The 21,067-nt window shown below is 36.0% G+C and carries 18 protein-coding genes; 10 read left to right on the top strand and 8 right to left on the bottom strand.

Going from position 1 to position 21,067, the window contains the following annotated elements:
* Window positions 1-36 precede the first annotated feature (36 nt).
* The 3 genes from B0I22_RS00305 to tsf all read right to left on the bottom strand — a co-directional run bounded on the left by B0I22_RS00305 (window position 37) and on the right by tsf (window position 7,664).
* Window positions 37-4,326, bottom strand: a complete 4,290-nt coding sequence (locus B0I22_RS00305) for a T9SS type B sorting domain-containing protein (RefSeq protein WP_133942622.1) — start codon at window positions 4,324-4,326, stop codon at window positions 37-39.
* Window positions 4,327-4,388: 62 nt separating this feature from the next.
* Window positions 4,389-6,740: a choice-of-anchor L domain-containing protein gene (locus tag B0I22_RS00300; protein WP_133942621.1), complete on the bottom strand. Its 2,352-nt coding sequence runs from the start codon at window positions 6,738-6,740 to the stop codon at window positions 4,389-4,391.
* A gap of 96 nt (window positions 6,741-6,836) precedes the next feature.
* On the bottom strand, window positions 6,837-7,664 hold the full coding sequence (tsf, locus tag B0I22_RS00295) for a translation elongation factor Ts (RefSeq protein ID WP_133942620.1): 828 nt from the start codon (window positions 7,662-7,664) through the stop codon (window positions 6,837-6,839).
* Between the two features lie 243 nt (window positions 7,665-7,907).
* Between tsf and B0I22_RS00290 the strand changes: the two genes are divergently transcribed.
* From B0I22_RS00290 to B0I22_RS00245, 10 genes are all read left to right on the top strand, one after another.
* The gene (locus B0I22_RS00290; RefSeq protein ID WP_133942619.1) at window positions 7,908-8,468 is read left to right on the top strand and encodes a DUF6759 domain-containing protein; all 561 of its coding nucleotides are present in this window, start codon (window positions 7,908-7,910) and stop codon (window positions 8,466-8,468) included.
* A gap of 9 nt (window positions 8,469-8,477) precedes the next feature.
* On the top strand, window positions 8,478-9,236 hold the full coding sequence (locus tag B0I22_RS00285; protein WP_133942618.1) for a hypothetical protein: 759 nt from the start codon (window positions 8,478-8,480) through the stop codon (window positions 9,234-9,236).
* 89 nt (window positions 9,237-9,325) lie between these two features.
* On the top strand, window positions 9,326-9,940 hold the full coding sequence (locus B0I22_RS00280; RefSeq protein WP_133942617.1) for a deoxynucleoside kinase: 615 nt from the start codon (window positions 9,326-9,328) through the stop codon (window positions 9,938-9,940).
* Between the two features lie 73 nt (window positions 9,941-10,013).
* Window positions 10,014-10,364, top strand: coding sequence for an arsenate reductase family protein (locus tag B0I22_RS00275; protein ID WP_133942616.1), 351 nt, complete (start codon window positions 10,014-10,016; stop codon window positions 10,362-10,364).
* A 157-nt stretch (window positions 10,365-10,521) separates the two neighbouring features.
* A complete protein-coding gene (rpmB, locus tag B0I22_RS00270; protein WP_028123136.1) occupies window positions 10,522-10,770 on the top strand; it encodes a 50S ribosomal protein L28 in 249 nt (82 codons plus the stop codon).
* A complete protein-coding gene (gene rpmG, locus B0I22_RS00265) occupies window positions 10,770-10,952 on the top strand; it encodes a 50S ribosomal protein L33 (protein WP_027384735.1) in 183 nt (60 codons plus the stop codon). The genes rpmB and rpmG overlap by 1 nt, the downstream gene beginning before the upstream one ends.
* Window positions 10,953-10,971: 19 nt before the next feature.
* A complete protein-coding gene (locus tag B0I22_RS00260; protein ID WP_074232947.1) occupies window positions 10,972-11,127 on the top strand; it encodes a DUF4295 family protein in 156 nt (51 codons plus the stop codon).
* 111 nt (window positions 11,128-11,238) lie between these two features.
* The gene (ftsY, locus tag B0I22_RS00255) at window positions 11,239-12,192 is read left to right on the top strand and encodes a signal recognition particle-docking protein FtsY (RefSeq protein WP_133942615.1); all 954 of its coding nucleotides are present in this window, start codon (window positions 11,239-11,241) and stop codon (window positions 12,190-12,192) included.
* 35 nt (window positions 12,193-12,227) lie between these two features.
* Complete coding sequence (locus B0I22_RS00250) at window positions 12,228-12,479, top strand: GlsB/YeaQ/YmgE family stress response membrane protein (RefSeq protein ID WP_133942614.1); 252 nt, start codon at window positions 12,228-12,230, stop codon at window positions 12,477-12,479.
* Window positions 12,480-12,598: 119 nt separating this feature from the next.
* Window positions 12,599-15,505: a reprolysin-like metallopeptidase gene (locus B0I22_RS00245; RefSeq protein ID WP_133942613.1), complete on the top strand. Its 2,907-nt coding sequence runs from the start codon at window positions 12,599-12,601 to the stop codon at window positions 15,503-15,505.
* Window positions 15,506-15,581: 76 nt separating this feature from the next.
* On the opposite strand, the gene coaE is transcribed toward B0I22_RS00245, so the two are convergent.
* The 5 genes from coaE to B0I22_RS00220 form a co-directional block, all read right to left on the bottom strand.
* The gene (gene coaE / locus B0I22_RS00240) at window positions 15,582-16,205 is read right to left on the bottom strand and encodes a dephospho-CoA kinase (RefSeq protein WP_133942612.1); all 624 of its coding nucleotides are present in this window, start codon (window positions 16,203-16,205) and stop codon (window positions 15,582-15,584) included.
* A 3-nt stretch (window positions 16,206-16,208) separates the two neighbouring features.
* Complete coding sequence (locus B0I22_RS00235; RefSeq protein ID WP_133942611.1) at window positions 16,209-17,075, bottom strand: MBL fold metallo-hydrolase; 867 nt, start codon at window positions 17,073-17,075, stop codon at window positions 16,209-16,211.
* A gap of 149 nt (window positions 17,076-17,224) precedes the next feature.
* Window positions 17,225-18,106 (bottom strand): T9SS type A sorting domain-containing protein, encoded by an 882-nt coding sequence (locus B0I22_RS00230; RefSeq protein WP_133942610.1) that lies wholly within the window; start codon window positions 18,104-18,106, stop codon window positions 17,225-17,227.
* A 224-nt stretch (window positions 18,107-18,330) separates the two neighbouring features.
* Window positions 18,331-19,353 carry a Holliday junction branch migration DNA helicase RuvB gene (gene ruvB, locus B0I22_RS00225; RefSeq protein WP_133942609.1) on the bottom strand — a complete coding sequence of 341 codons (1,023 nt, stop codon included), beginning with the start codon at window positions 19,351-19,353 and terminating at the stop codon, window positions 18,331-18,333.
* A gap of 87 nt (window positions 19,354-19,440) precedes the next feature.
* Window positions 19,441-21,054 (bottom strand): LIC_10190 family membrane protein, encoded by a 1,614-nt coding sequence (locus B0I22_RS00220; protein ID WP_133942608.1) that lies wholly within the window; start codon window positions 21,052-21,054, stop codon window positions 19,441-19,443.
* Between the last annotated feature and the right edge of the window lie 13 nt (window positions 21,055-21,067).

Below are 21,067 nucleotides of genomic sequence, written 5' to 3'. Positions count from 1 at the left end.
ATCTCTTTTAGAAAATTAATGTTAAAATTGATATGATTAATTGGAATTTCTATTTTTGAGGAGAATCCAACCTGAGTATTTTACCGGCGGTGAGTTTTCAAAATCCTGCCATTCCATAATGTACCAATAGCTGGAGGTTGGAAGCGTTTTTCCGCCTTCTTTTCCATCCCAAATATAATTGTTGTTGGTGTTTCCTTCGAACAGCTTTTTGCCCATTCTGTCCACGATTTGGAATTTGACATTCACTTTATATTTCAAGAGCGACATATCAAGCACATCATTCTGTCCATCACCATTTGGCGTCAATAAATTATAAATTTCTATTACAGAGAACTCTTTTTCTACCGGTTTACAATTGTCCGCAGAAATCACATAAACCTTATGAAGTCCCGGTAACACGTTGGTAAATGTGCTGGATTCCTGATAATTTGAAATAATTCCATTGGTAGAAATTGCATATTGGTAAGGCGATTTCCCGCCTTTTGCAGTAATTTTCACGGTGCTTCCATTGATCTCAATGCCTTCTATGGTTGGTAATTCGGCGGCTTTTATTTCTACATTTTGCTTGTATGGACAAGCGTTTGGAGCGGTGATAATGACAAAATATTTTCCAACTTTCAAATCATCAATGTAATGACCTTGACCAATGCTTGATGTTGGATTTTCTTCGTTAAACCATTCGTAAGTAAAATCAGAACCTAGAGCACCGCTTGGATCTGCATCCAAATCTGTAGTCGCATCTGGGCAGATGGTTTTATCTGTCAACGAATCGGATTTTTTAGGAAGTTTTATTTTGATGGTCAACTCTGCGAGAGTTGGACAATCTGTAGCATTTGAAATCCGAACGTAGAATAATTTCTGATTCGTAACTTCAAACTCATTGACATTATTGGTTGCTAATGGATTCTGGGCGTCGGCTTTAGCAACAAAAAATTTAACCGTTGCAGAAGCATCATTTGTAAATAATGATTTGTACTGATCCAGATTTTTGACGGTAAATTTCCCATCCAGATCGTCATCACAAACTTCATCAGAAGCTTTATCTGCCAAGAGCGTCACTTGGTTACCAATTTTGAAATCGATGAAACCTGTCACATCAGCACAATATTTGGAAACGACTTTTACATTCACTCGTGTAGTATTACTGTAGAAGAAATTGTCGCTCAATAATGTAGACCCTAAGTAATATTCAACTTTTAAATCTGCGTGTGGATTGAGCAAAATCAAAGGTGTAACATCTGTGGAGAATTTCACCTCAACTTTTCCATCCAGATTATCATCACAAATGGTTGCATTGAATTTTGCAACGTCTAATTGAGCTTTTGGTGACTCTAAGATTTCAAAATTTTGTTTGTATTCGCAACCGTTTGGCGAGGTAAGAATTACATGGTATTTTCCGGCGCCTAATATTTGCTTTCTTGTTTTAGGAAAAACCTTGGTCAAGTCACTTTCATCAAACCATTCAAACGCAGTATGCTTGTCTCCGGCATCAATAGAAATTGTAGAACCTTCGCAAATAATCTTTGGCGATGCTGGCAACTCAGTAGAAGCAAAACCTTTGTCGTAATTTAAAGTTAATGTACTCACATTTGGGCAACTCACGCCATCTTCGAAACGATAATAAAAAGTCTTAGATCCTAATCCCACTAAATCTACATTTCCACTCCCCAAAGCATTTCGATCTTCCTGAGCTTCTAATAACGAATTATAAAATTTAGGCTGAATTGATATATCAGCAGGATTTAAGAAAAGATGTTTAAAATTATTAAGATCAATCGTGTGGGAGTCATTCAACTCTGGATCACAGAATTTGTCGCTTGCATTGTTTGTAATCAATGGTAATTTTGCTCCAACTTTGAATGTGATATTAAAATTTTCGGTTGCACAGCCATCTGGTGAAATGACCTCCATACGAACGACTGTGTCCGTGGAATAAGTCCAGCCATTACTCAGCTTGAGACTGCCAAGATAAAAATCAACATTTGTAAAGAATGCATGATCCCTTAGCAAATCTGCTTTCACTAAATCGAAATCATTGATTTTAACACCTTTGAAATCCAGATTACATCCTTCGTAAATTGTTTTTAAAGTTTCAGCTTTTGGATAGAATTTTAGTTCTATTTTCACCGTTTTCTTACAAGTTCCATTATCCAATCTGAGATAGACAAATCCTTCTGCTGATTGATAATTTGGCAAATCAGCCACAGGAATTGTATTAACCCCCGTATCGGCATCTGCATTGGTTGGATCTTTATAGAACACCTTGGTCAAAGTTGCTTCGATATTTACTTTGCTGAGATCAAACACACCTTTTACATTATCAATTTTACAACCTTTTATAATGGTGTCATTGGCGATAATATTTTTCAGATTGATCGTCACACGCACTTCTTCTGTATCTGGAGTCGTTGGATCATCCCCGGTAATTTTGTACCAAAAAGAATCTGTTCCTGTTGCTCCCGGATTTGGAATATAACTGATTGTTTTTGCAGCGTTGTCAATTACCAACTGTCCTTTTGACGGATTTGTAGAATTCGCTGGATCCGTAACAGGCTCAATAGATTTTATACCTTGATTTCCCAGGCTGAACTTGACCGGAGTTGGCGGCAACTGATCACAGATATTGTAAGTAACAGCTGTATGACCAAAACAGACCAGCACTTTCATTTCTGGAGTTGTGACAGGATCACAAGAACCCTGTTGTACAACCGCCCAATAATAGCCAATTTCTGTAGGATTAATGATATTAGCACCTGGAACACTCCCTGCAACATCTTTCACAACCGAGACATTTCCATCTTTGTCTCTGAACATCCATTTGTAACTATTAAAACCTTCTGATAATTTTAAAACAACACCTCCTGGCAAACATCCTTCCATTTGCGGAATTGCTGGAATAACAGAAAAACCAGCAAAGTAACCGCCGTAACCAGCTGACATATTCCCCCCAGACAATCCTGCAGTTACTGCTTTATCAGACACAACAGTTATGTTACCTGTTTGATTGGGGATGGAATAAGTTACCCATTTTTGATTTGCCGAGATTCCAGAAGTATCATAGGGTCCATATTGTGGATTGGGAACAACCCCATTTACCGTTACGTTAGCACCTTTTTCTGTAATAATATTTAATTTGGTTGTAAAAGATTGATTTCCTATCATATTTATACTACCAATCTCCTCTATTTTTCTAGGCAAGTAACAATTCAATGGAGGTATATAATTCATTCCTCCAGTTGCAAGAGGATTACCTTCTGATGACGACTCTACCCCTCCCATCATTTGATACACATAAACATTTTCAGTAGTTTTAATATGCAAGTTGTAATGAGAATTCCCTCGATCGATATAATTGGTTTCCGATACAGAATAATAGTCTCCTGCACTGGCTAAAGTAGCAATTGGAGTAGTTGAATCATTCAGATAAATTTGGGTATTATTTTTAGTCGCAATAATTATTGCGCCTTCCATTTTGTTACCATTATTCATAAGTGGAGTTCCCAAATACCCGTATCCTTTAACAATGACAAACTCATCTCCTAATTTATTCACAGGAACCGACTGATCCATATAAATATCTGATCCGCTCCCGCTGGTAGCAATGGTTGAAAACTGACCATTAAAACTTCCGTTTGACATTGATATAGGTTTGTCTGCAGTTACCGTAGCTCCAATAAATCCGTCTTGATTGTCTTCACTATCAGAACGTCCATCTATGATATAGGATTGTCCTTTGTTTAAGGTAAATGTAAAACTTGTTGCAGTTCCAAATCCCGTAAAGCTTAAGGGCTTTTTAAAATTCCCGACTGTAACTTTTGTATTATCCTGAGTTGCTAAAAAACTAGCACCAAATCCTAAAGTAGGCAAATCAGAAAAACCACTCCCATTCTTTAATGAATTAGGAACAGTTGCTGTATAAAATTCCATTCCAAGCCCATCATCTCCTTTGGAAGTGATGATTTCAGCATGGTTTTGCATTCCAAAGCGCAAACTCGCAAAGAATGGATAATCACCTTTTAAGTAAAACCCTTTTGTCCCAACTTGATGCAAATCTGCTTCATTCTTAGTTATAATATAATTTCTGTTGGTTACATTAATGCTTTGTGGAGAACCTTTGCTTATTGTAGCTTTATAAACAACCGTATTATTGTTATAAACATTTACAGTAAAAGGAGTGGTTTCGTCAGTCGACAAGTATAAATACTGATATGGACTAGAATTGCTCTGTCCATCAAACATCGGAGCAAACCAATGCTCTGTATCCAGCTGGGCAAAAATATTATTGGAAAAGATAGATAGTAAAAGGAATAGTAAAATTTTCTTCATTGTAATAGCCTGTTCAATATATTACAAATGTAGAAAAAAGGATTTTATTGCCTTTTGGTGTTTTAATTTCGGTTTTTCAGCAATATCCAGCCAGAGAGTTGCGTTCTTTTCGAATTTCCCGTTTCGTTCCATTCCAAGATGTACCAATAGGATGACGTTGGCAAAGGTCTGCCATTGGAAGTTCCGTTCCAGATGAATTGGTTATTGACGTCACCTTTGAAAACCTGAACACCAAAACGGTCGTAGATTTCAAACTTGGGCTCCAATTTTTGCAAAAGGGAAGAATAATTGATGACATCATTCACGCCATCATTATTGGGCGTAATGACATTTTGAGAATTGATCAATGTAAAATCTTTCGAAATCACAGCACATCCATCTGCTCCCTGAACGTAAATCGTATGGGTTCCCAACTCAACATTAGTGAAAATATTTGAATTTTGATAAGCACCATTATCCAAAGCAAACTGATAAGGCAAAGTTCCACCAGAGACCAAAACAGTAATGGTAGTTCCTTCTATCAAAACATTATCAATCATTGGCTCCTCTGCTTCTGAAATTTTTACAGATTGTTTGTAAACACATCCATTATAGCCCAATTCTACAATATAATCACCCGGAGAAAGATTTCCTGATTTACGATTTCTACTAAGGATTATTAATGGTTCAGTCACTTTATACCATTGATAAGTAGAAAAAGACATGTTGGTACTTGGATCATAACCCGTTCCGGCATCCAACTCAATTGTTTTTCCTTTACAAATAATGATTGGATCATCGGGCAATAAGGTGGATTTTTTTGGTTGTTTGAATTTGAATTTGACTTCTTTATAGTTTGGACAAAATTTATCTTTTTCTATTCGAATGAAAATCGACCTGTCCGCACCAATGGTTGGAGAACTTGAAACTGTAGAACTACCACCTACTTTTGCTTGAGCTTCTGTGGAAAAGTAGGTTGGCGTAACGCCGGTTTCATTTGTAATCAATGAAATATAATCTGCTAAATCAAAAGTCTGATTCCCACTAATATCACTATCACAAATATCAATCTCCTGAACGGTATTGAAAGACAGTTGTGTCCCAAAATAAAACTGAATTGGATAAGGATCCGGATTACAGGAAAACGCACCCACTCTCAAATACAAAGTCTGAGGACTGCCGGTAAAAACAAAGTCCGAATCTGGGTTGATGGATGCTCCACTAGGCGTGAGAGAATAAGAACGGGTAAAAACCGCAGGATCGTAATCTCTAATAAGTTGACTATCAAAATCAGACAATTTAGCAGAAAACTTTCCATCAAAATCATCGTCACAAATCATAATTGGAGTTGTAGCAATTTGTGCCACGGGCGCATCTTCTATTCTTAAGTTGCCTTCCAATTTGCATCCGCTACTGAGAACAATATCTACTCGATAATCGCCTTCCTGAGTTGCTCTGTAGGTATCAATATCATCTGTGCCGGGAATGGGCGTTCCATTTCTAAACCACCTGTAAGAACTTGCTCCAGAAACTGTTGTAATATCGTGAAAACTGCCTGCACAAAGTGGATCTGCATTCTCCAAGGTTAAATCGGAACCGAGATCTATATTTCCTGTGAAACTTCCTGCCTTTAGAAATACCGCAGAATCGTACAATCCTCTTGCATCACCGTGATCCGCAATCACTAATTTGATATGGTATTTGACACCTATTTCTACTGTTGTAATAGCTCTTAGAATTTTGGTTTGTCCATTGAAATTGGTCGGCGATTGAGTCCCATTAAAACCACCAAAATAATCCAAGTTTTTTTCACAGTTGTCTGCACCATTTATCGACAATGAAGTTACTGGAATATTGGTTCCTGGTACAAGTGCAATATTCCTATACGGTTCGCTATTATCCCCTTTTTTAATCAAGAATGCAAACGCATCAGAATATCGGCAATTACTCAGCCTGTACTCTTCGGACAGGAACATATAATCAAAACTAATCTGGTCACTTTGCAAAGATTGAAAATCAAATTCAAGATAAGTCGCATTTAGTATATTATCTGTTGGCAAACCAGCAAGTGCGAGGGCATTTATCAAATCCGGATCTCCACCCCAATTCGAATCAAACTCACTTTGAAGATTGTCATTGGGTCCGGGAGCTAATGAAACTTTTCCGGTAGAAAGTATAATCCCTTCATCTATATCAAATGTACTTCCGTTTTTGTAAAAATAACCATAGCTTAAATCTGTCCGTCCGAAATCAGCACCTTTAACAGAAACATTTGAGATTGTGATACAACTGGAATTTTGAGCACCAATGAATTTTTCTACCAATTGCTGAGCCGTCAAACTTTTGTCAACGGAAATATATTGCGCTTTAGCCAGATTCATAAAAATCAAACTAAGACAGCACAGAAGAAATTGGAAAAATTTGGAATAGTTCATTTAAATAATATGGACTGCAAATTTACTCCATATTATGTTAACAAAAAATCCTGCTATAAAATATAGCAGGATTTAATTTATTTTTAAGTCTTAAGATTAAGCAAGAGCAACTCTTACAAATCCTGTAACTTTTAGATCTCCGTTTACAGACTTTACATAGTCAGCAACAGATACGCTAGAATCCTTGATGAAATCTTGGTGTACCAAAGTGTTGTCTTTGTAGAATCTCTGCATTTTTCCTTTCAAGATATTATCGATGATGTTTGCAGGTTTTCCTTCTTCTGTCAATTTGTGTCTTTCGATTTCCAATTCTTTATCGATAGTCTCTTGAGAAACAGCAGTCTCATCTAGAGCGATTGGGTTCATCGCAGCAACTTGCATAGAAACGGATTTTGCAGCTTCATCCGCACCATCTACTTTTGCAGAAAGGGAAGTGATAGAAGCGATTTTGTTTCCAGCGTGGATGTAAGCTCCCAAGAAAGGACCTTCGATTCTTTCGAAAGCTCCGATTTCAATTTTCTCACCGATAACGCCAGTTTGCTCGATCAATTTCTCAGCAACAGTCAATCCGTGGAAATCTGTAGCCAACAATTCTTCTTTCGTAGCGGCAAAAATTGCCATTTCAGCAATCTCGTAAGCCAACTCGATGAACGCTTCGTTTTTCGCAACGAAATCAGTCTCGCAGTTCAAAGAGATTACCACACCTAGTGTGTTGTCCTCGTTTACTCTTGCGATCACTGCACCTTCAGAAGAATCTCTGTCTGCTCTGTTTGCAGCCACTTTTTGTCCTTTTTTTCTAAGGATGTCGATTGCTTTTTCGAAATCTCCTTCAGCTTCTACTAAAGCTTTTTTGCAGTCCATCATTCCTGCACCTGTGGTGTTTCTTAGTTTTGCCACATCTGCAGCTACTGGTGTATAAGACATAATATTGATTATTTTTTAATTTTAATATTGATTTTCCGCCTTCATGTTTTTCAGCGTGCAAATATAGTGATTTTTATAAAAAAATAAAACAACTTCATATTCTTAATTTATCAAAAATTCCGCAAAGCCTTTTGTAATTTGAGTTGTATAGAATTATTAATTATTTATCACATAATTTCTCATGATTTTACAAGAATTAATTTATTTTTACGTTCTTATTCGATAACAGATATTTAATTTATAATGAAGAAGATATTTTTACTTTCATTTATCCTAGTTTCCATTTCCATATTTTCGCAAAGCGTTTTCGAAGCAAAATCCACTACAGACAGAGCTGTGGTCGAAAAATTCATCCGCAACAATCCCACACATCCTGCAGTTTCTGAATTGAAGAAAAAAGCGCTCTCCCTAAAATATGGTGGAAGTTCGCAAATCGCAAAACCAACTGTCACCACAATGACGGAGAACAAAATTGAAAAAACATCCACCGTGGGGACTACTGCCGCAAAAGGCGAACCATCTGAGCAAGCGAAAAATACAGCAGCTGTATTAACCAGCCTTTTCAGCAACAACCCAAATAAAAAAGAAGCAATTGTACAGTTTGTGAACAAATCCAAATGTAATCTTATAATTAAAATAAGTGGGAAAAAATTCTACAATCTCACCGTTCCAGCCAATGGTCAAAACTATATTTTGGTAGATAAAGGAAGCTATAATGTGACAACGTCTATTTGCGATGCTGTTTACAATCAAAACAAAGCTTTTACAAAAGATGTCATCATCACTCTCAAGGGAGCAAAATAAAAATCCGGATTGAAACTTCTCTCATTAATATTACTTTTTGGTTATTTAAATATTTTTTCTCAAAAGAAAATTGATGTAGATTCTTTGCAGTTGAAAGATGCCAAAGAATTGCTGGGAGACGATTATGGAAATCTATATTTATATAAAAACAAAGATCTCAGTTTTACAAAGTACGATTCTGTCGGCAATCAGCTTGGGAAATTGATGTTGACTTTTCCCTACAAAATCCAAAGCGTGAACAATCCGTTGAATATAGTCATGTTTTCGGAAAACGCTCAGGAAATCAAATTCATAGATCAAAATATGAATGAAATCCAAAAAATCAATCTCAGTTCTCATTTTGGATTTATAAAAGCTGTTTATGCTGAGGATCTTCAGTTTGCGTGGATGATAGATGAGAGCAACAAAACATTGATCCAATACAACTTCCGAAGCACTTCTAAAATCAGTTCTTTTCCTTTTAATATTAATCTGACTTCGCTCAAAGATTTTCTTGTATATAATAATAGAGTCTATATTCTGCGCGAAAACACCTTCGAGGTTTACAGCACAAAGTCAACTCTACTCTATTCCGCACCTATTTCCAATGCAAAAAAACTTCGAAGAATCAACAATGACATTTGGATCTTTGGAAGCCAAACCATCGACAAATTTGATGGCAAAGATCTCTCTAAAATCTTCGAAAATGAAAGCGCAAAAATTGTGGATAAAAATAACACTGGATTTTTGGCACTCATAAAAGACAAACTTTATCTTTACACCAAATAAATGATAATCGATCAGTCATACCTGATTTTGCAATATCGTATTATTAATATTATCATTCATCAATTATCACCTATCAATTATAATTAAAAATGCACATCGCTGTCACAGGAAATATCGGAGCCGGAAAAACAACCTTAACTACAATGTTGTCAAAACATTATAATTGGGAAGCTCAGTTTGAAGACGTGGATCACAATCCTTATTTGGATGATTTCTATGGCGATATGTCCAAATGGAGTTTTGCACTGCAGATTTATTTCTTAGGAAGTAGATTCCGCCAGGTGAAGGAAATCCGTGAGAGTGGGAAAAACGTCATTCAGGACAGAACAATCTACGAAGATGCGCACATTTTTGCAGAAAATCTAGCCGAGATGAATCTTCTTTCCGAGCGAGATTTTAACAATTATTTATCAGTTTTTAGATTGATGAAAGACTTTGTTTCGGCACCAGATTTGCTAATTTATCTCCGAGCAGATGTGCCAACTTTGGTACGTCAAATTTCAAAAAGAGGACGGGAATATGAAGCAGGAATCAGCATCGATTATCTTACAAAATTGAACAACAAATATCAAAACTGGATAGAAAATTACAAAGAAGGCAAGCTTCTTGTAATAGATGTGGACAATTTGGATTTTGTAGAAAAACCAGAAGATTTTGGTTACATTCTGGAAAGAATAGATGCAGAACTGAACGGTTTGTTTTAAATTATTTTGGTGAGTAATTTGACAAATCTGTAAAATTATTACCATCAAAAAGTTTAATAAAAGCCTCAGTATCATGATAAAAGTAATTCACAACAACAGCTGTCCAAAGTCCAAGGCCATTTTGGAATATCTGGATGAGAATGATATCAAGTTTCAAATCATTGATATTAGAAAAGACCCACTGAGCCTTTTTGAACTGAGAACGCTTTTCAAAAAACTCAACAAAAATCCAAGCAGAATCCTGAGACATTCTACAGAGCTTTTCAAAAAATATTTTTCGGAATCAGAATCTGTGAATGATGAGCAGGCCTTGGAAGTAATCGCCCTCAATCCTGAATTGATACAATGCCCAATCCTCATCAAAGGAAAGATTGCAATGCCGGGAAATCCGTTGGAAAATGTCAAATTCTTCATTGAAAACTAAATTATTCTATATATGTAAGGAACGAACGTGAGATATTAATTATCAAATATTTCCCGTTCGTTTTTTTATGAATTATTTTTAAAATAATTTGCCTATCCGGAAAATAATCCTTTATTTTGCACTCTCAAATATTCATTAGTCAAAAGAACATCGAGATATGTCAAGAATTTGCCAAATAACAGGTAAGCGTGCAATGGTAGGAAACAATGTTTCTCACGCTAATAACAAAACGAAAAGACGTTTTGAAATTAACTTGCTAGAGAAGAAATTTTTTCTTCCTGAGCAAGATAAATCAGTAACCCTTAAGGTTTCTGCTCACGGATTGAGAATTATCAACAAGATTGGTATCGAGGAGGCGCTTGAAAGAGCTGCTAGAAATGGATTTATTAAAAACACTACTAAGTAATGGCTAAAAAAGGTAACAGAGTTCAGGTAATTCTAGAATGTACTGAGCATAAAGAAAGCGGTGTAGCAGGAATGTCAAGATACATTACTACAAAAAATAAAAAGAACACTACAGAGAGATTGGAGCTTAAAAAATTCAATCCAGTTCTTAAGAAATATACTGTTCACAAAGAAATTAAGTAATCTATAAAAATATTTTACAATGGCAAAAAAAGTAGTAGCAACACTTCAAGGTGGAGCTGGTTCAAAAAAAATGACGAAAGTAATCAAAATGGTGAAGTCTTCTAAATCAGATGCTTACGTTTTTGAAGAAAAAGTAATGAACGCTGACGAAGTTGAAGGATTTTTGAAAAAATAATCCCTCACCCGAATACAATATAGAAAACTACTCTTTTTAAGGGTAGTTTTTTTGTTATATTTGTTTCCGATAAAATCATTTACAGATTATCATTAATCATTTATATATCAAATGAGTTGGTTTAAAAAAATATTCAAAAAAGAAGATAAAGAAACGCTTGACAAAGGTTTGGAAAAATCCAGCCAAGGTTTTTTTGATAAAATATCCAGAGCCGTTGTCGGAAAAAACACAGTGGACGACGAAGTTTTGGATGACCTAGAAGAAGTTCTCATCGCTTCTGATGTTGGAGCAGAAACCACCATCAAAATCATCAAAAGAATCGAAGACCGCGTTGCAAGAGATAAATACGTCAACGTCAGCGAATTGGACAATATCCTGCGTGAGGAGATCTCCGCGCTTCTATTGGACAATCCACATCTCGACACAGACAACATCGATACAAGCAAAAAACCTTATGTGATAATGGTTGTAGGTGTAAACGGTGTTGGAAAAACCACAACGATTGGAAAATTGGCAAATCAATTCAAATCTCAAGGATTGAAAGTTGTTCTTGGCGCAGCAGACACTTTTCGTGCGGCAGCTGTAGATCAATTGGTGATATGGAGCGAGAGAGTTGGTGTTCCGATTGTGAAACAAGAAATGGGATCTGATCCTGCGTCTGTGGCATTTGATACCGTGCAGTCTGCGGTTGCTCAGGATGCCGACGTGGTAATCATAGATACGGCGGGAAGACTTCACAACAAAGTGAATTTGATGAACGAACTTTCGAAAATAAAACGAGTGATGCAAAAAGTTTTGCCCGATGCACCTCACGAGGTTTTATTGGTTTTAGATGGTTCTACAGGACAAAACGCTTTTGAACAAGCAAAACAATTCACCGCTGCGACAGAAGTTACTGCACTGGCAGTTACCAAGTTAGACGGAACAGCGAAGGGCGGCGTTGTGATTGGTATATCTGACCAATTCCAAATTCCTGTGAAATATATTGGCGTTGGCGAAAAAATGCAGGATCTTCAAATTTTTAATGGTATGGAATTTGTAAACTCATTCTTTAGAAAGAGATAAACAAAATTAACTATTAACATTAAAAATTTTAAACTATGGGTATTTTAACTTGGATTATTTTCGGTCTTATTGCCGGAGCTATCGCAAAAGCAATTCATCCTGGCAAAGATCCTGGAGGTTGGGTCGTAACAATTATCATCGGAATCTTGGGAGCTATGTTAGGTGGCTGGCTAGGTTCAATGCTTTTTGGCGTAGATGTAAGTGGCTTCAACTTTTCTAGTTTCCTTGTGGCAATTGGAGGTTCTGTACTGCTCTTATTTTTATACAGTATGATTACGAAAAAGTAATTATAGATTATTTATAATAATTTATCCAATAAATTAAAAAATGCATTAGAAATCTAATGCATTTTTTATTATCATGTAATTAAAAACTTTTATATTTGAATAAAAATTATTTTAAATATATGAAGAAGATATTTACTACTCTACTTTCATTGGGAATGACGACTGTTGCAATAGCACAATGGAGTCCTGCTTCTATGAAAGGAGAAAAATTGCGTGATACTAAGGTTACCAATTATTATTCATTAGACATCAATGCCATCAGAGCGCAATTGGCGAATGCCCCGGAAACTGGTAAAGGAAGCAAACCCGTAATCATCAGCATGCCAACTTTGGACGGGAAAATTGAAAAATTTGCGGTTTACAGTTTGCCGGTTTTAGAAAAATCTTTGGCAGATCGTTACCAATTAGGATCTTATGCAGGAGTTGGGATAGATAATCCAACGTCTTATGTTAGATTCAGTATTGCTCCGAATGATTTCCAATCTATGTTGTTCCGCAATGGACAATACGAATTTATTGAGCCTCAGAATACAGAGAAATCAGTTTATGGCGTTTTCCCTAAGACTCAAAAAGGAAATGAAGGAAAAGCTTTTGTTTGTAAAACAACAGAAACTCCTCTAAGCAAAGAGCAACTTAGTAACCTAGCTAATTCTACAGATTTTACTCACGACGTTACAAATTTTAACAAAGCCAGTGATAAAAAATATAGAACTTATCGTTTAGCAATCTCTGTGAACGCAGAATACACACAGATTTTTGGAAGTGTGGCTGGAGCCTTTACTCAGATAAATGCAACAATGACGAGAGTGAATGGTGTTTTCGAAAAAGACTTTGCTATTCATTTAAATGTTCTTGACTTACCTCAGCTTATTTTTACAGATCCCGCTACAGATCCTTATACAAGTGTTGGAGCTAATGGAAGTGCACCAAACTCTTGGAATCTTGAAGTTCAAAGAACATTAACCAGTACGATAGGTAATGATGCGTACGATGTTGGTCACTTCTTTGGTCACAGAGGCGGCGGAGGTAGTGCAGGTGATATTGGAAATGTCTGCAGAAATCCTAGTAACAACAATGATGACACATCAAAAGGAGCAGGAATTACGTCTCCAGCTGAAGACAACAAACCATTTGGAGATAATTTTGATATCGACTATGTGGCGCACGAATTAGGTCATCAAGTAGGTGCGGAGCATTCATTTACGTTTACTATTCATTCCAATGTTGCAGCATTAGAGCCTGGTTCCGGATCTACAATTATGGGATATGCGGGAATTACCAGCTCCAATGTACAACAACATTCAGACGCTTACTTTCATGCGGTAAGTATCTTGCAAGCTAACAACTATCTTAATTCTCAAAGTTGTGGTACCAATACGCCTATTACGACAAACAATCCTCCTGTACTTGCAGTAATGCCAGACAAAACCATTCCAAAAGGAACTGCTTTTGTATTGACAGCAGCTGCAACGGATGCTGAGAATGATCCAATGACTTATACTTGGGAGCAATACGATGTTGCTAGCAGTTCACTTACTTCTGTTACAGGAAACAATACAACTGGACCAAAATTCAGATCATTGCTAGGTACGACAGATCCTTCAAGATATTTTCCAAGATTGAGCAGTGTTCTAAACGGAACGCTATCTAGCGCATCAAACTGGGAAGCTGTTTCCAATGTTGCAAGAACTATGAATTTCCGAGTAACAGTAAGAGATAATAATGCAGATCCTACAAAACAACAAACTCAGTTTGGAAATCAAAAGATCACTGTAGGAAATGACGGTCCTTTCAAAGTGACTTCTACTAAAGTTTATAACAATATTCCTGGAGAATTTATGTGGGATGTAGCAGGAACTAGTGCTGCGCCTTACAATGTATCCAACGTCAAAATAGATTACACGTCTGATAATGGTGCAACCTGGAATGTTTTAGCAGCTTCTACAGCTAATGATGGAAATGAAGTTTTAGATTTCTCTAATGTCGCTGACAATGCTCAGGTTACAGTACGAGTTTCTGCTATTGATAATGTTTTCTATGCGGTAGGCAAAGTAACTGCTTCTAAAATGCCAACTTGCAACGGCACTGCCCCTACAGGATTAGTAGCAAACAGCATTACTCAAACAGGAGCAAAAATTGATTGGGAGCCATTTGCAAACGCAACTTATAATTTGAAATATAAAAAATCGTCTGATGCAACTTGGACAGAGGTAAACAATCTTCAAACCAATACTTACACCATATCTGGACTTACACTTTCTACAGCTTACAATGTAAGTGTTGTAGCGGTATGTGGCGGAAATCCTGGTGCAAATGCAGACATCAACTTCACTACAAAAGGTGTTGAATATTGCGCAGCTGGATCCAACAACGGTACACTGGAAAGAATTTCTAATGTAACTTTTGCAAATATTAATAAAAACTCAACAGCTACAACGGGCTACGAAGATTTCACGGCTACAGTTGGAAATGTGACACCTGGACAAAGCTATAACTTCTCAGCTTCACACACAGGAACTACTTATTCATCAGATCAAGTTATCGTTTGGATTGATTATAACAAAGATGGCGATTTCGAAGATGCTGGAGAGCAGGTTTTAATTACTGGTAAGAAGATGTCTCCTTGGACAGGAAGTATCGCAATTCCTCTAACAGCTCCAGCGGGACAAACAACAATGAGAGTTCGTTTGCACGACAGTGGTACACAGTTTTCTCCTAACGCTACACCTTGTGGCAACTCTGGATACGGACAAGTTGAAGATTACACATTGAACATTGGGGAATTGGCTGTTTCTGATGTGAAGAAAAACAACATCAGTATCTATCCAAATCCTGCAACAGATGTCATTAATGTTTCTAATGTTTCTTCTAAAACTAAATTCGAAATCTACTCTGTAGGTGGACAATTGGTAAACCAAGGAACAACTGACGGAAAAGTGAATGTTTCTAAACTAGCAAAAGGTGTTTACATCTTATCTTTGGAATCTAACGGTGAAAAATCTCAAACTAAATTCATCAAGAATTAAGATTAAGATTTTAACTCAATAAAAAAATCCCCGAAATTAATTTCGGGGATTTTGTTTTTTTATATAATGATTAGAACTAATTCAATTTTGTAAGGAAAGCATTGGTTTCGGCTTGTAGATTTTCCAAATCCGAATTGTTGTAGATGACATAATCCGCTAGTTTAATCTTATCCTTTTCCGGCATTTGTTTGTACATTATCGCTTCAATTTCTCGGTAGGTTTTACTGTCGCGATCCATTGTTCTTTTGATTCTTAGGTTGTCATCTGCCGTTACCAAGAGAGATTTGTAACATTGCTCATGCAGATTCAGTTCAAATAGAAGAGCCGTTTCCTTAAAGATGAATTCCGAAGTTTGTGAACGTACCCATTTTTCAAAATCCAATCTCACCGCTGGGTGAATCAAATGATTGAGTTCATTCAAAACCTCAGAATCGATGAAGACTTTCTTCGCAACAAACTTTCTGTTGTATTTCCCATCTTGGTAAGCTTCTTCACCTAGAAGTGCTATGATTTTTTCTTTCAACTCAGAATCTTTGTTGACGATATTTTTTGCCTCGTCATCCGAATAGTAAACTGGAAAACCTTTCTTTTCCAGCAATTTTGCAACGGAAGTTTTTCCTGAGCCAATGCCGCCTGTCAACCCAATGATCCTGGGAGGAGGAATGTCCTCCTGATTTTGATTTATATCTTGTATTTCCATAATTTAATATCCAAAAACTTCATTAAAACTAAAAGTCTGATCCAGCTTTACGCCTCTTTCCGTCATCTTCAGACTCGCCAATTCGTTGTGTGCATCGTGTTCGAAAAACAAAAGATAATCATTATCCACGCATTGTTTCAAAAACTTTCCTTTTTCTTCCATCGTCAACATCGGTCGCGTATCATATCCCATCACATAAACCTGCGGAATATGACCTGCAGTCGGAATTAGATCCGCTGCGAATACAATGGTCTTTTCCTGATATTGCAGAACTGGCAACATTTGTTTTTCCGTGTGTCCATCTACAAAAATGACATCCATTTTCAAATCTGGAGCAAATCCGTAATTTCCAGTTGTTGGCAGAGGTAAAAAGTTGAGTTGCCCACTTTCGTGCATTGGCAGAATATTTTCTTTCAGGAAACTTGCTTTCTCTCTCGGGTTTGGCTCCGTTGCCCATTGCCAATGATTTTCATTCGTCCAAAAATGTGCATTTTTGAATGCGGGTCTGTAACCGGATCTATCATCATTCCATTCTACTGCGCCACCGCAATGATCGAAGTGAAGATGCGTCAAGAAAACATCTGTAATATCATCTCTTACAAAACCGAATTTTTTCAAATTCTTATCCAAAGAATCATCGCCCCAAAGTGAATAATGTCCGAAGAATTTCTCATCTTGTTTGTCGCCAAGTCCACAATCTATCAATATTAATTTCTTGCCATCTTCCACGAGAAGAGAACGTGTTCCAAGTTCAATCAGATTTCTTTCATCGGCTGGATTGGTTTTTTCCCAAAGTGTTTTTGGAACCACGCCAAACATTGCACCTCCATCTAATTTAAATTTTCCACACTGGATTGGATATAGCTTCATAACGAGATTTTAAAATTCTTTTAATTAGCAAATATTGAAAATTCGCTTTTGGCTAAAATACAAAACTTCGGTAGAATTACCAAAGTCCAGGATTTTTAAATCGCCAAAAAAAGCGGAAATGTTATCCATCTCCGCTCCTCGGTCTAATATTATTTTTTCATCATTTTTCTGGTTATCTCTTTACCGTTTGTGGTTCTTATTTTCAAAACATAGTTTCCTTTTGGCACGCTTGAAATATCTACTATCAAAGTATTATCACTTTTCTGAGTATTCTTTGAGATTACAGATTTCCCTGTCATATCAAAAATTTGAACTTTTGAATTGCTCAGATCATTATTTTCAAACCCAATATTGAAAATACCTGTTGTGGGATTTGGATACATTTTGATTCCGTCAGATTTTGCAGTTTCTCCAACGGCGAGAGTTGCATTCATTATTGTTGCTTTAAGAGTTTCGCAATTTGAGATGGAAGGATTGCCTGTAGTTGTACTTCCGCAGTCGTTACTCACTACGTTTCCATTGTTGTTACACAATACATTATTATTCACCAATCTACCCCAATCACTACATTGCATCGTAACGCCATCATAGAATAATTTTTGGAAATTAAAAATACTCCCCTGATTAAAGATGTAGCCATTATTCACAAAATCGCTGATGTGCGTAATGTATCCATTGTTGTCGATTGCGTAATTATTAGTTATCGAACTGCCCTTGTCATTACTATTAAGCTTTGCATTTTGGCTTAGCAAAATAATCTTGCCATTATTTACAATTTTGGTACCGCCTTCAAAAGGAACGTATGCATTGATATTGATAGTTCCATTATTAATCAGATTTTTAGAAATTAGTCCCGTTATGTGATTGATATTGACGACATCTTTAGCATTGATTGTATTCGGTGGAACAACACCTCCAACCCAATGTTCGGGGCTATCCCAATTTCCGTTTCTAGTTGTGGAATAAGTTGTCTGAGCAAATGCAGTGAGTGCAAAACCAAAACCTGCTAATAAGAATAATTTTTTTTTCATAACATTTATATTTTTAATCTGACAGCAAGTTAGCTGAAGAAAATGCAGATTAAAAAATATAGATATTCAGAATTCGGAATTTTAGATAACAACATCAGTTAGTTTGCTATCAAACCTTTGACAATCAATTAAATAAACATTTATCGACTGATATATATTTTTGTTTTTATAAGATTGATTTTCGAAAGAAAACTTATCAATTGATGGTAATTTTAACAAATAGCTTAAAATAATTCTCCCAAATTTTTTGGTCTAGAAATCCCTAAATGCTTGTAAGCTTTATCCGTCACTTCTCTTCCTCTCGGCGTTCTAATGATAAAACCTTCCTGAATCAAAAACGGTTCGTAAACTTCTTCTAAAGTTTCCGGATTTTCACCAATGGAAGTTGCCAAAGCAGAAATTCCCACTGGTTTCCCGCGGAAGTTTTCAATCATGACACGCATAATTTTATTATCCATATCATCTAAACCGAATTCGTCAACATTAAGGGAATTCAATGCAAACTTGGTGATTCCGATTTCGATTTCGCCGTTTCCTTTGATTTCGGCAAAATCTCGAACTCTACGCAATAATGCATTTGCAATTCTGGGTGTTCCACGGCTTCTTCTGGCAATTTCCAGCGCGGCATCTTCGTAAATCTTTACCCCGAGAACTCTCGCACTTCTTTCGATTATCATTCCGAGAAGTTCAATCGTATAATATTCTAATCGGCTTTGAATTCCGAATCTTGCGAGCATCGGCTTGGTCAACATTCCGGAACGTGTCGTTGCGCCTACCAAAGTAAAAGGATTCAATCCGATTTGCACAGAACGTGCATTGGGACCGGTTTCCAGCATTATGTCAATTTTGTAATCTTCCATCGCTGAGTACAGATATTCCTCAACAATTGGTGAAAGACGATGGATTTCATCAATAAAAAGAACGTCATTCTCTTCAAGATTGGTCAAAAGTCCAGCTAAACTTCCGGGTTTATCCAGAACAGGACCTGAGGTAATTTTGCAATTAACGCCTAATTCGTTGGCAATGATGTGAGACAAAGTTGTCTTGCCCAAACCCGGTGGACCGTGCAATAGAACGTGATCCAACGCACCACCACGATTTTTAGCCGCTGCAACAAAAACTTCCAAATTGTCCAAAGTTTTCCTCTGCCCAGCAAAATCCTGGAAACTCTGCGGACGAATCTTTTCTTCCTGAATCAAATCGTCGTCGGAATAATTGTCTTTGTCTGGATGTAAAAAATCGGGCATTGTTTGTAAGTAATTGATGAATGATGTTTGATAAATGATAATTCTTGACGTCTATCATTAATCAAAGATAAAGAAAAAATAAAGGAATTATGGTTTGTACTTTTCGGTTTTGGCAATGATTTTTTTCAATTGAATTTTCTCTTTGGGAGTTAATTTTCTTTGGTAAAATCCGTCTTTGTATTCATTTCCAATTTGTTGTGGAAAAATACCGTAATAATCATAAAGTTTCAAATCATAACTATTAATCCAAGGAAAATGTTGCTTCTCAAATGGATTTTGTGGAACATAGAAGTTTAAATTTCCAATTTTATATTCGGAATTGATATTAATCAAATTATTTTCTACCGGTTTATAAATTTGAACCCAAGCAAAACCTGACAATCGCTTTCCGATATTAAAATTGTGCAGAAAGCCTGGAAATGTAAAAAGAACGGAAATTAAAACTGATAAAAACGCAGTGGCAAAAACAGCTTTTTCTTCAGAAATATTTTTAAAAACAAGAAAAATCGCAATCAAGTAAACATCTATAAAAAATCTGGATTGTGCTGAAAATAAAAATATTAAAACAAATTTAATTAAAATACAAATCAATAATATTTTATAAATCCCATCTTTTTTTCGAAATGAAAAATAAGATATTATCATTAAGCAAATCAGAATTCCAAGATTGAATACAGATTTGAAGCCTATCGTAAACCAGCGATAAATGCTTTCCCAAAAGCTAAAATCTATGACTTGCTGATAGGAATATTTCATATCATAAGTTTTCATCAAACCAATTTGTGAAGAATAAGTGAGCATCTCCTGACTTGGTTTCCAAGCTAAATTAAAATCTAAAATTGAAACCGGAAAAATTGGAAATCCAAACAGCCAAAGGTTTTTCATCAGCAATAGAATCCCTAAAATAGAAACTGGAATAATGGTTTTAAAACTAATATTCTTATCAAAAATATTTTGTAAAATCACAAAAAGTGGCAGCCAAAATACAATGGGTTTGATGCAGAACGCCAACATTGCCAAGTATAGAATGATTGGATTATTTCGCCTGTTAATCAACTCATTAATGACTACCAATGTGATAATCAAAATCGGTAAATCCGGACTTGCTTGCTGGACAAATAGTAAAAAAATGGGAAGAAAAATCAATAAAAAATATTGTTTCCGCTCGTAAATGTAAATTAGAAAAAGTACGGATAAATAGGAATTAATTTTCAAAAAAGGGTCAACAAAATGAGAAAATCCAGCTTGGAAAATATGCCAAAATGAACTTTGTCCCAAGAGCAAATCGAGACTTGAAATGCCTTTGACAAAACCAAATTGTTTGAGATACGAAATCGTAGAAATGTAATAACTGAAATGATCGTATAAAATTGGTGAAAACGAAGCCAGAAAAAGAATTAGAATAGCAAAGAAGTAAAACCAAAAATTCAGATTTTTCCTAAAATTAAAATAAGAATAATTTTTCTTTCTCAGACAAATCGCAAAACCTAGAATTCCTAAAAGGATAAAGAAAATTTCTACCCCAGAATCCAATGGATAAAAAAAAGCAATCAAAGTTTGCAAAATAGTCATACCAACAATTCCTAAAAAAGAAGTCAGAACAAAACTATCATCATTGATTTTCAAAAGCTTAGCCCATAAAAATCCGTTACCAAAAATGATAATCAGAAAACAAAAAATGGACAGTAGAATCGTGAACATAAAAAAAGATTGC

This window comes from Epilithonimonas xixisoli (assembly GCF_004365655.1).
GTDB classification, from domain to species: domain Bacteria; phylum Bacteroidota; class Bacteroidia; order Flavobacteriales; family Weeksellaceae; genus Epilithonimonas; species Epilithonimonas xixisoli.
The sequence above is the reverse complement of the archived record's forward strand: the minus strand, read 5'-3'. Positions and strand labels throughout refer to the sequence as shown.

What these genes read in the sequence shown, in the direction of transcription:
- B0I22_RS00305 (WP_133942622.1), bottom strand. Translation starts at nt 4,326, where the DNA reads ATGAAGAAAATTTTACTATTCCTTTTACTATCTATCTTTTCCAATAAT.
- B0I22_RS00300 (WP_133942621.1), bottom strand. Translation starts at nt 6,740, where the DNA reads ATGAACTATTCCAAATTTTTCCAATTTCTTCTGTGCTGTCTTAGTTTG.
- tsf (WP_133942620.1), bottom strand. Translation starts at nt 7,664, where the DNA reads ATGTCTTATACACCAGTAGCTGCAGATGTGGCAAAACTAAGAAACACC.
- B0I22_RS00290 (WP_133942619.1), top strand. Translation starts at nt 7,908, where the DNA reads ATGAAGAAGATATTTTTACTTTCATTTATCCTAGTTTCCATTTCCATA.
- B0I22_RS00280 (WP_133942617.1), top strand. Translation starts at nt 9,326, where the DNA reads ATGCACATCGCTGTCACAGGAAATATCGGAGCCGGAAAAACAACCTTA.
- B0I22_RS00275 (WP_133942616.1), top strand. Translation starts at nt 10,014, where the DNA reads ATGATAAAAGTAATTCACAACAACAGCTGTCCAAAGTCCAAGGCCATT.
- rpmB (WP_028123136.1), top strand. Translation starts at nt 10,522, where the DNA reads ATGTCAAGAATTTGCCAAATAACAGGTAAGCGTGCAATGGTAGGAAAC.
- rpmG (WP_027384735.1), top strand. Translation starts at nt 10,770, where the DNA reads ATGGCTAAAAAAGGTAACAGAGTTCAGGTAATTCTAGAATGTACTGAG.
- B0I22_RS00260 (WP_074232947.1), top strand. Translation starts at nt 10,972, where the DNA reads ATGGCAAAAAAAGTAGTAGCAACACTTCAAGGTGGAGCTGGTTCAAAA.
- ftsY (WP_133942615.1), top strand. Translation starts at nt 11,239, where the DNA reads ATGAGTTGGTTTAAAAAAATATTCAAAAAAGAAGATAAAGAAACGCTT.
- B0I22_RS00250 (WP_133942614.1), top strand. Translation starts at nt 12,228, where the DNA reads ATGGGTATTTTAACTTGGATTATTTTCGGTCTTATTGCCGGAGCTATC.
- B0I22_RS00245 (WP_133942613.1), top strand. Translation starts at nt 12,599, where the DNA reads ATGAAGAAGATATTTACTACTCTACTTTCATTGGGAATGACGACTGTT.
- coaE (WP_133942612.1), bottom strand. Translation starts at nt 16,205, where the DNA reads ATGGAAATACAAGATATAAATCAAAATCAGGAGGACATTCCTCCTCCC.
- B0I22_RS00235 (WP_133942611.1), bottom strand. Translation starts at nt 17,075, where the DNA reads ATGAAGCTATATCCAATCCAGTGTGGAAAATTTAAATTAGATGGAGGT.
- B0I22_RS00230 (WP_133942610.1), bottom strand. Translation starts at nt 18,106, where the DNA reads ATGAAAAAAAAATTATTCTTATTAGCAGGTTTTGGTTTTGCACTCACT.
- ruvB (WP_133942609.1), bottom strand. Translation starts at nt 19,353, where the DNA reads ATGCCCGATTTTTTACATCCAGACAAAGACAATTATTCCGACGACGAT.
- B0I22_RS00220 (WP_133942608.1), bottom strand. Translation starts at nt 21,054, where the DNA reads ATGTTCACGATTCTACTGTCCATTTTTTGTTTTCTGATTATCATTTTT.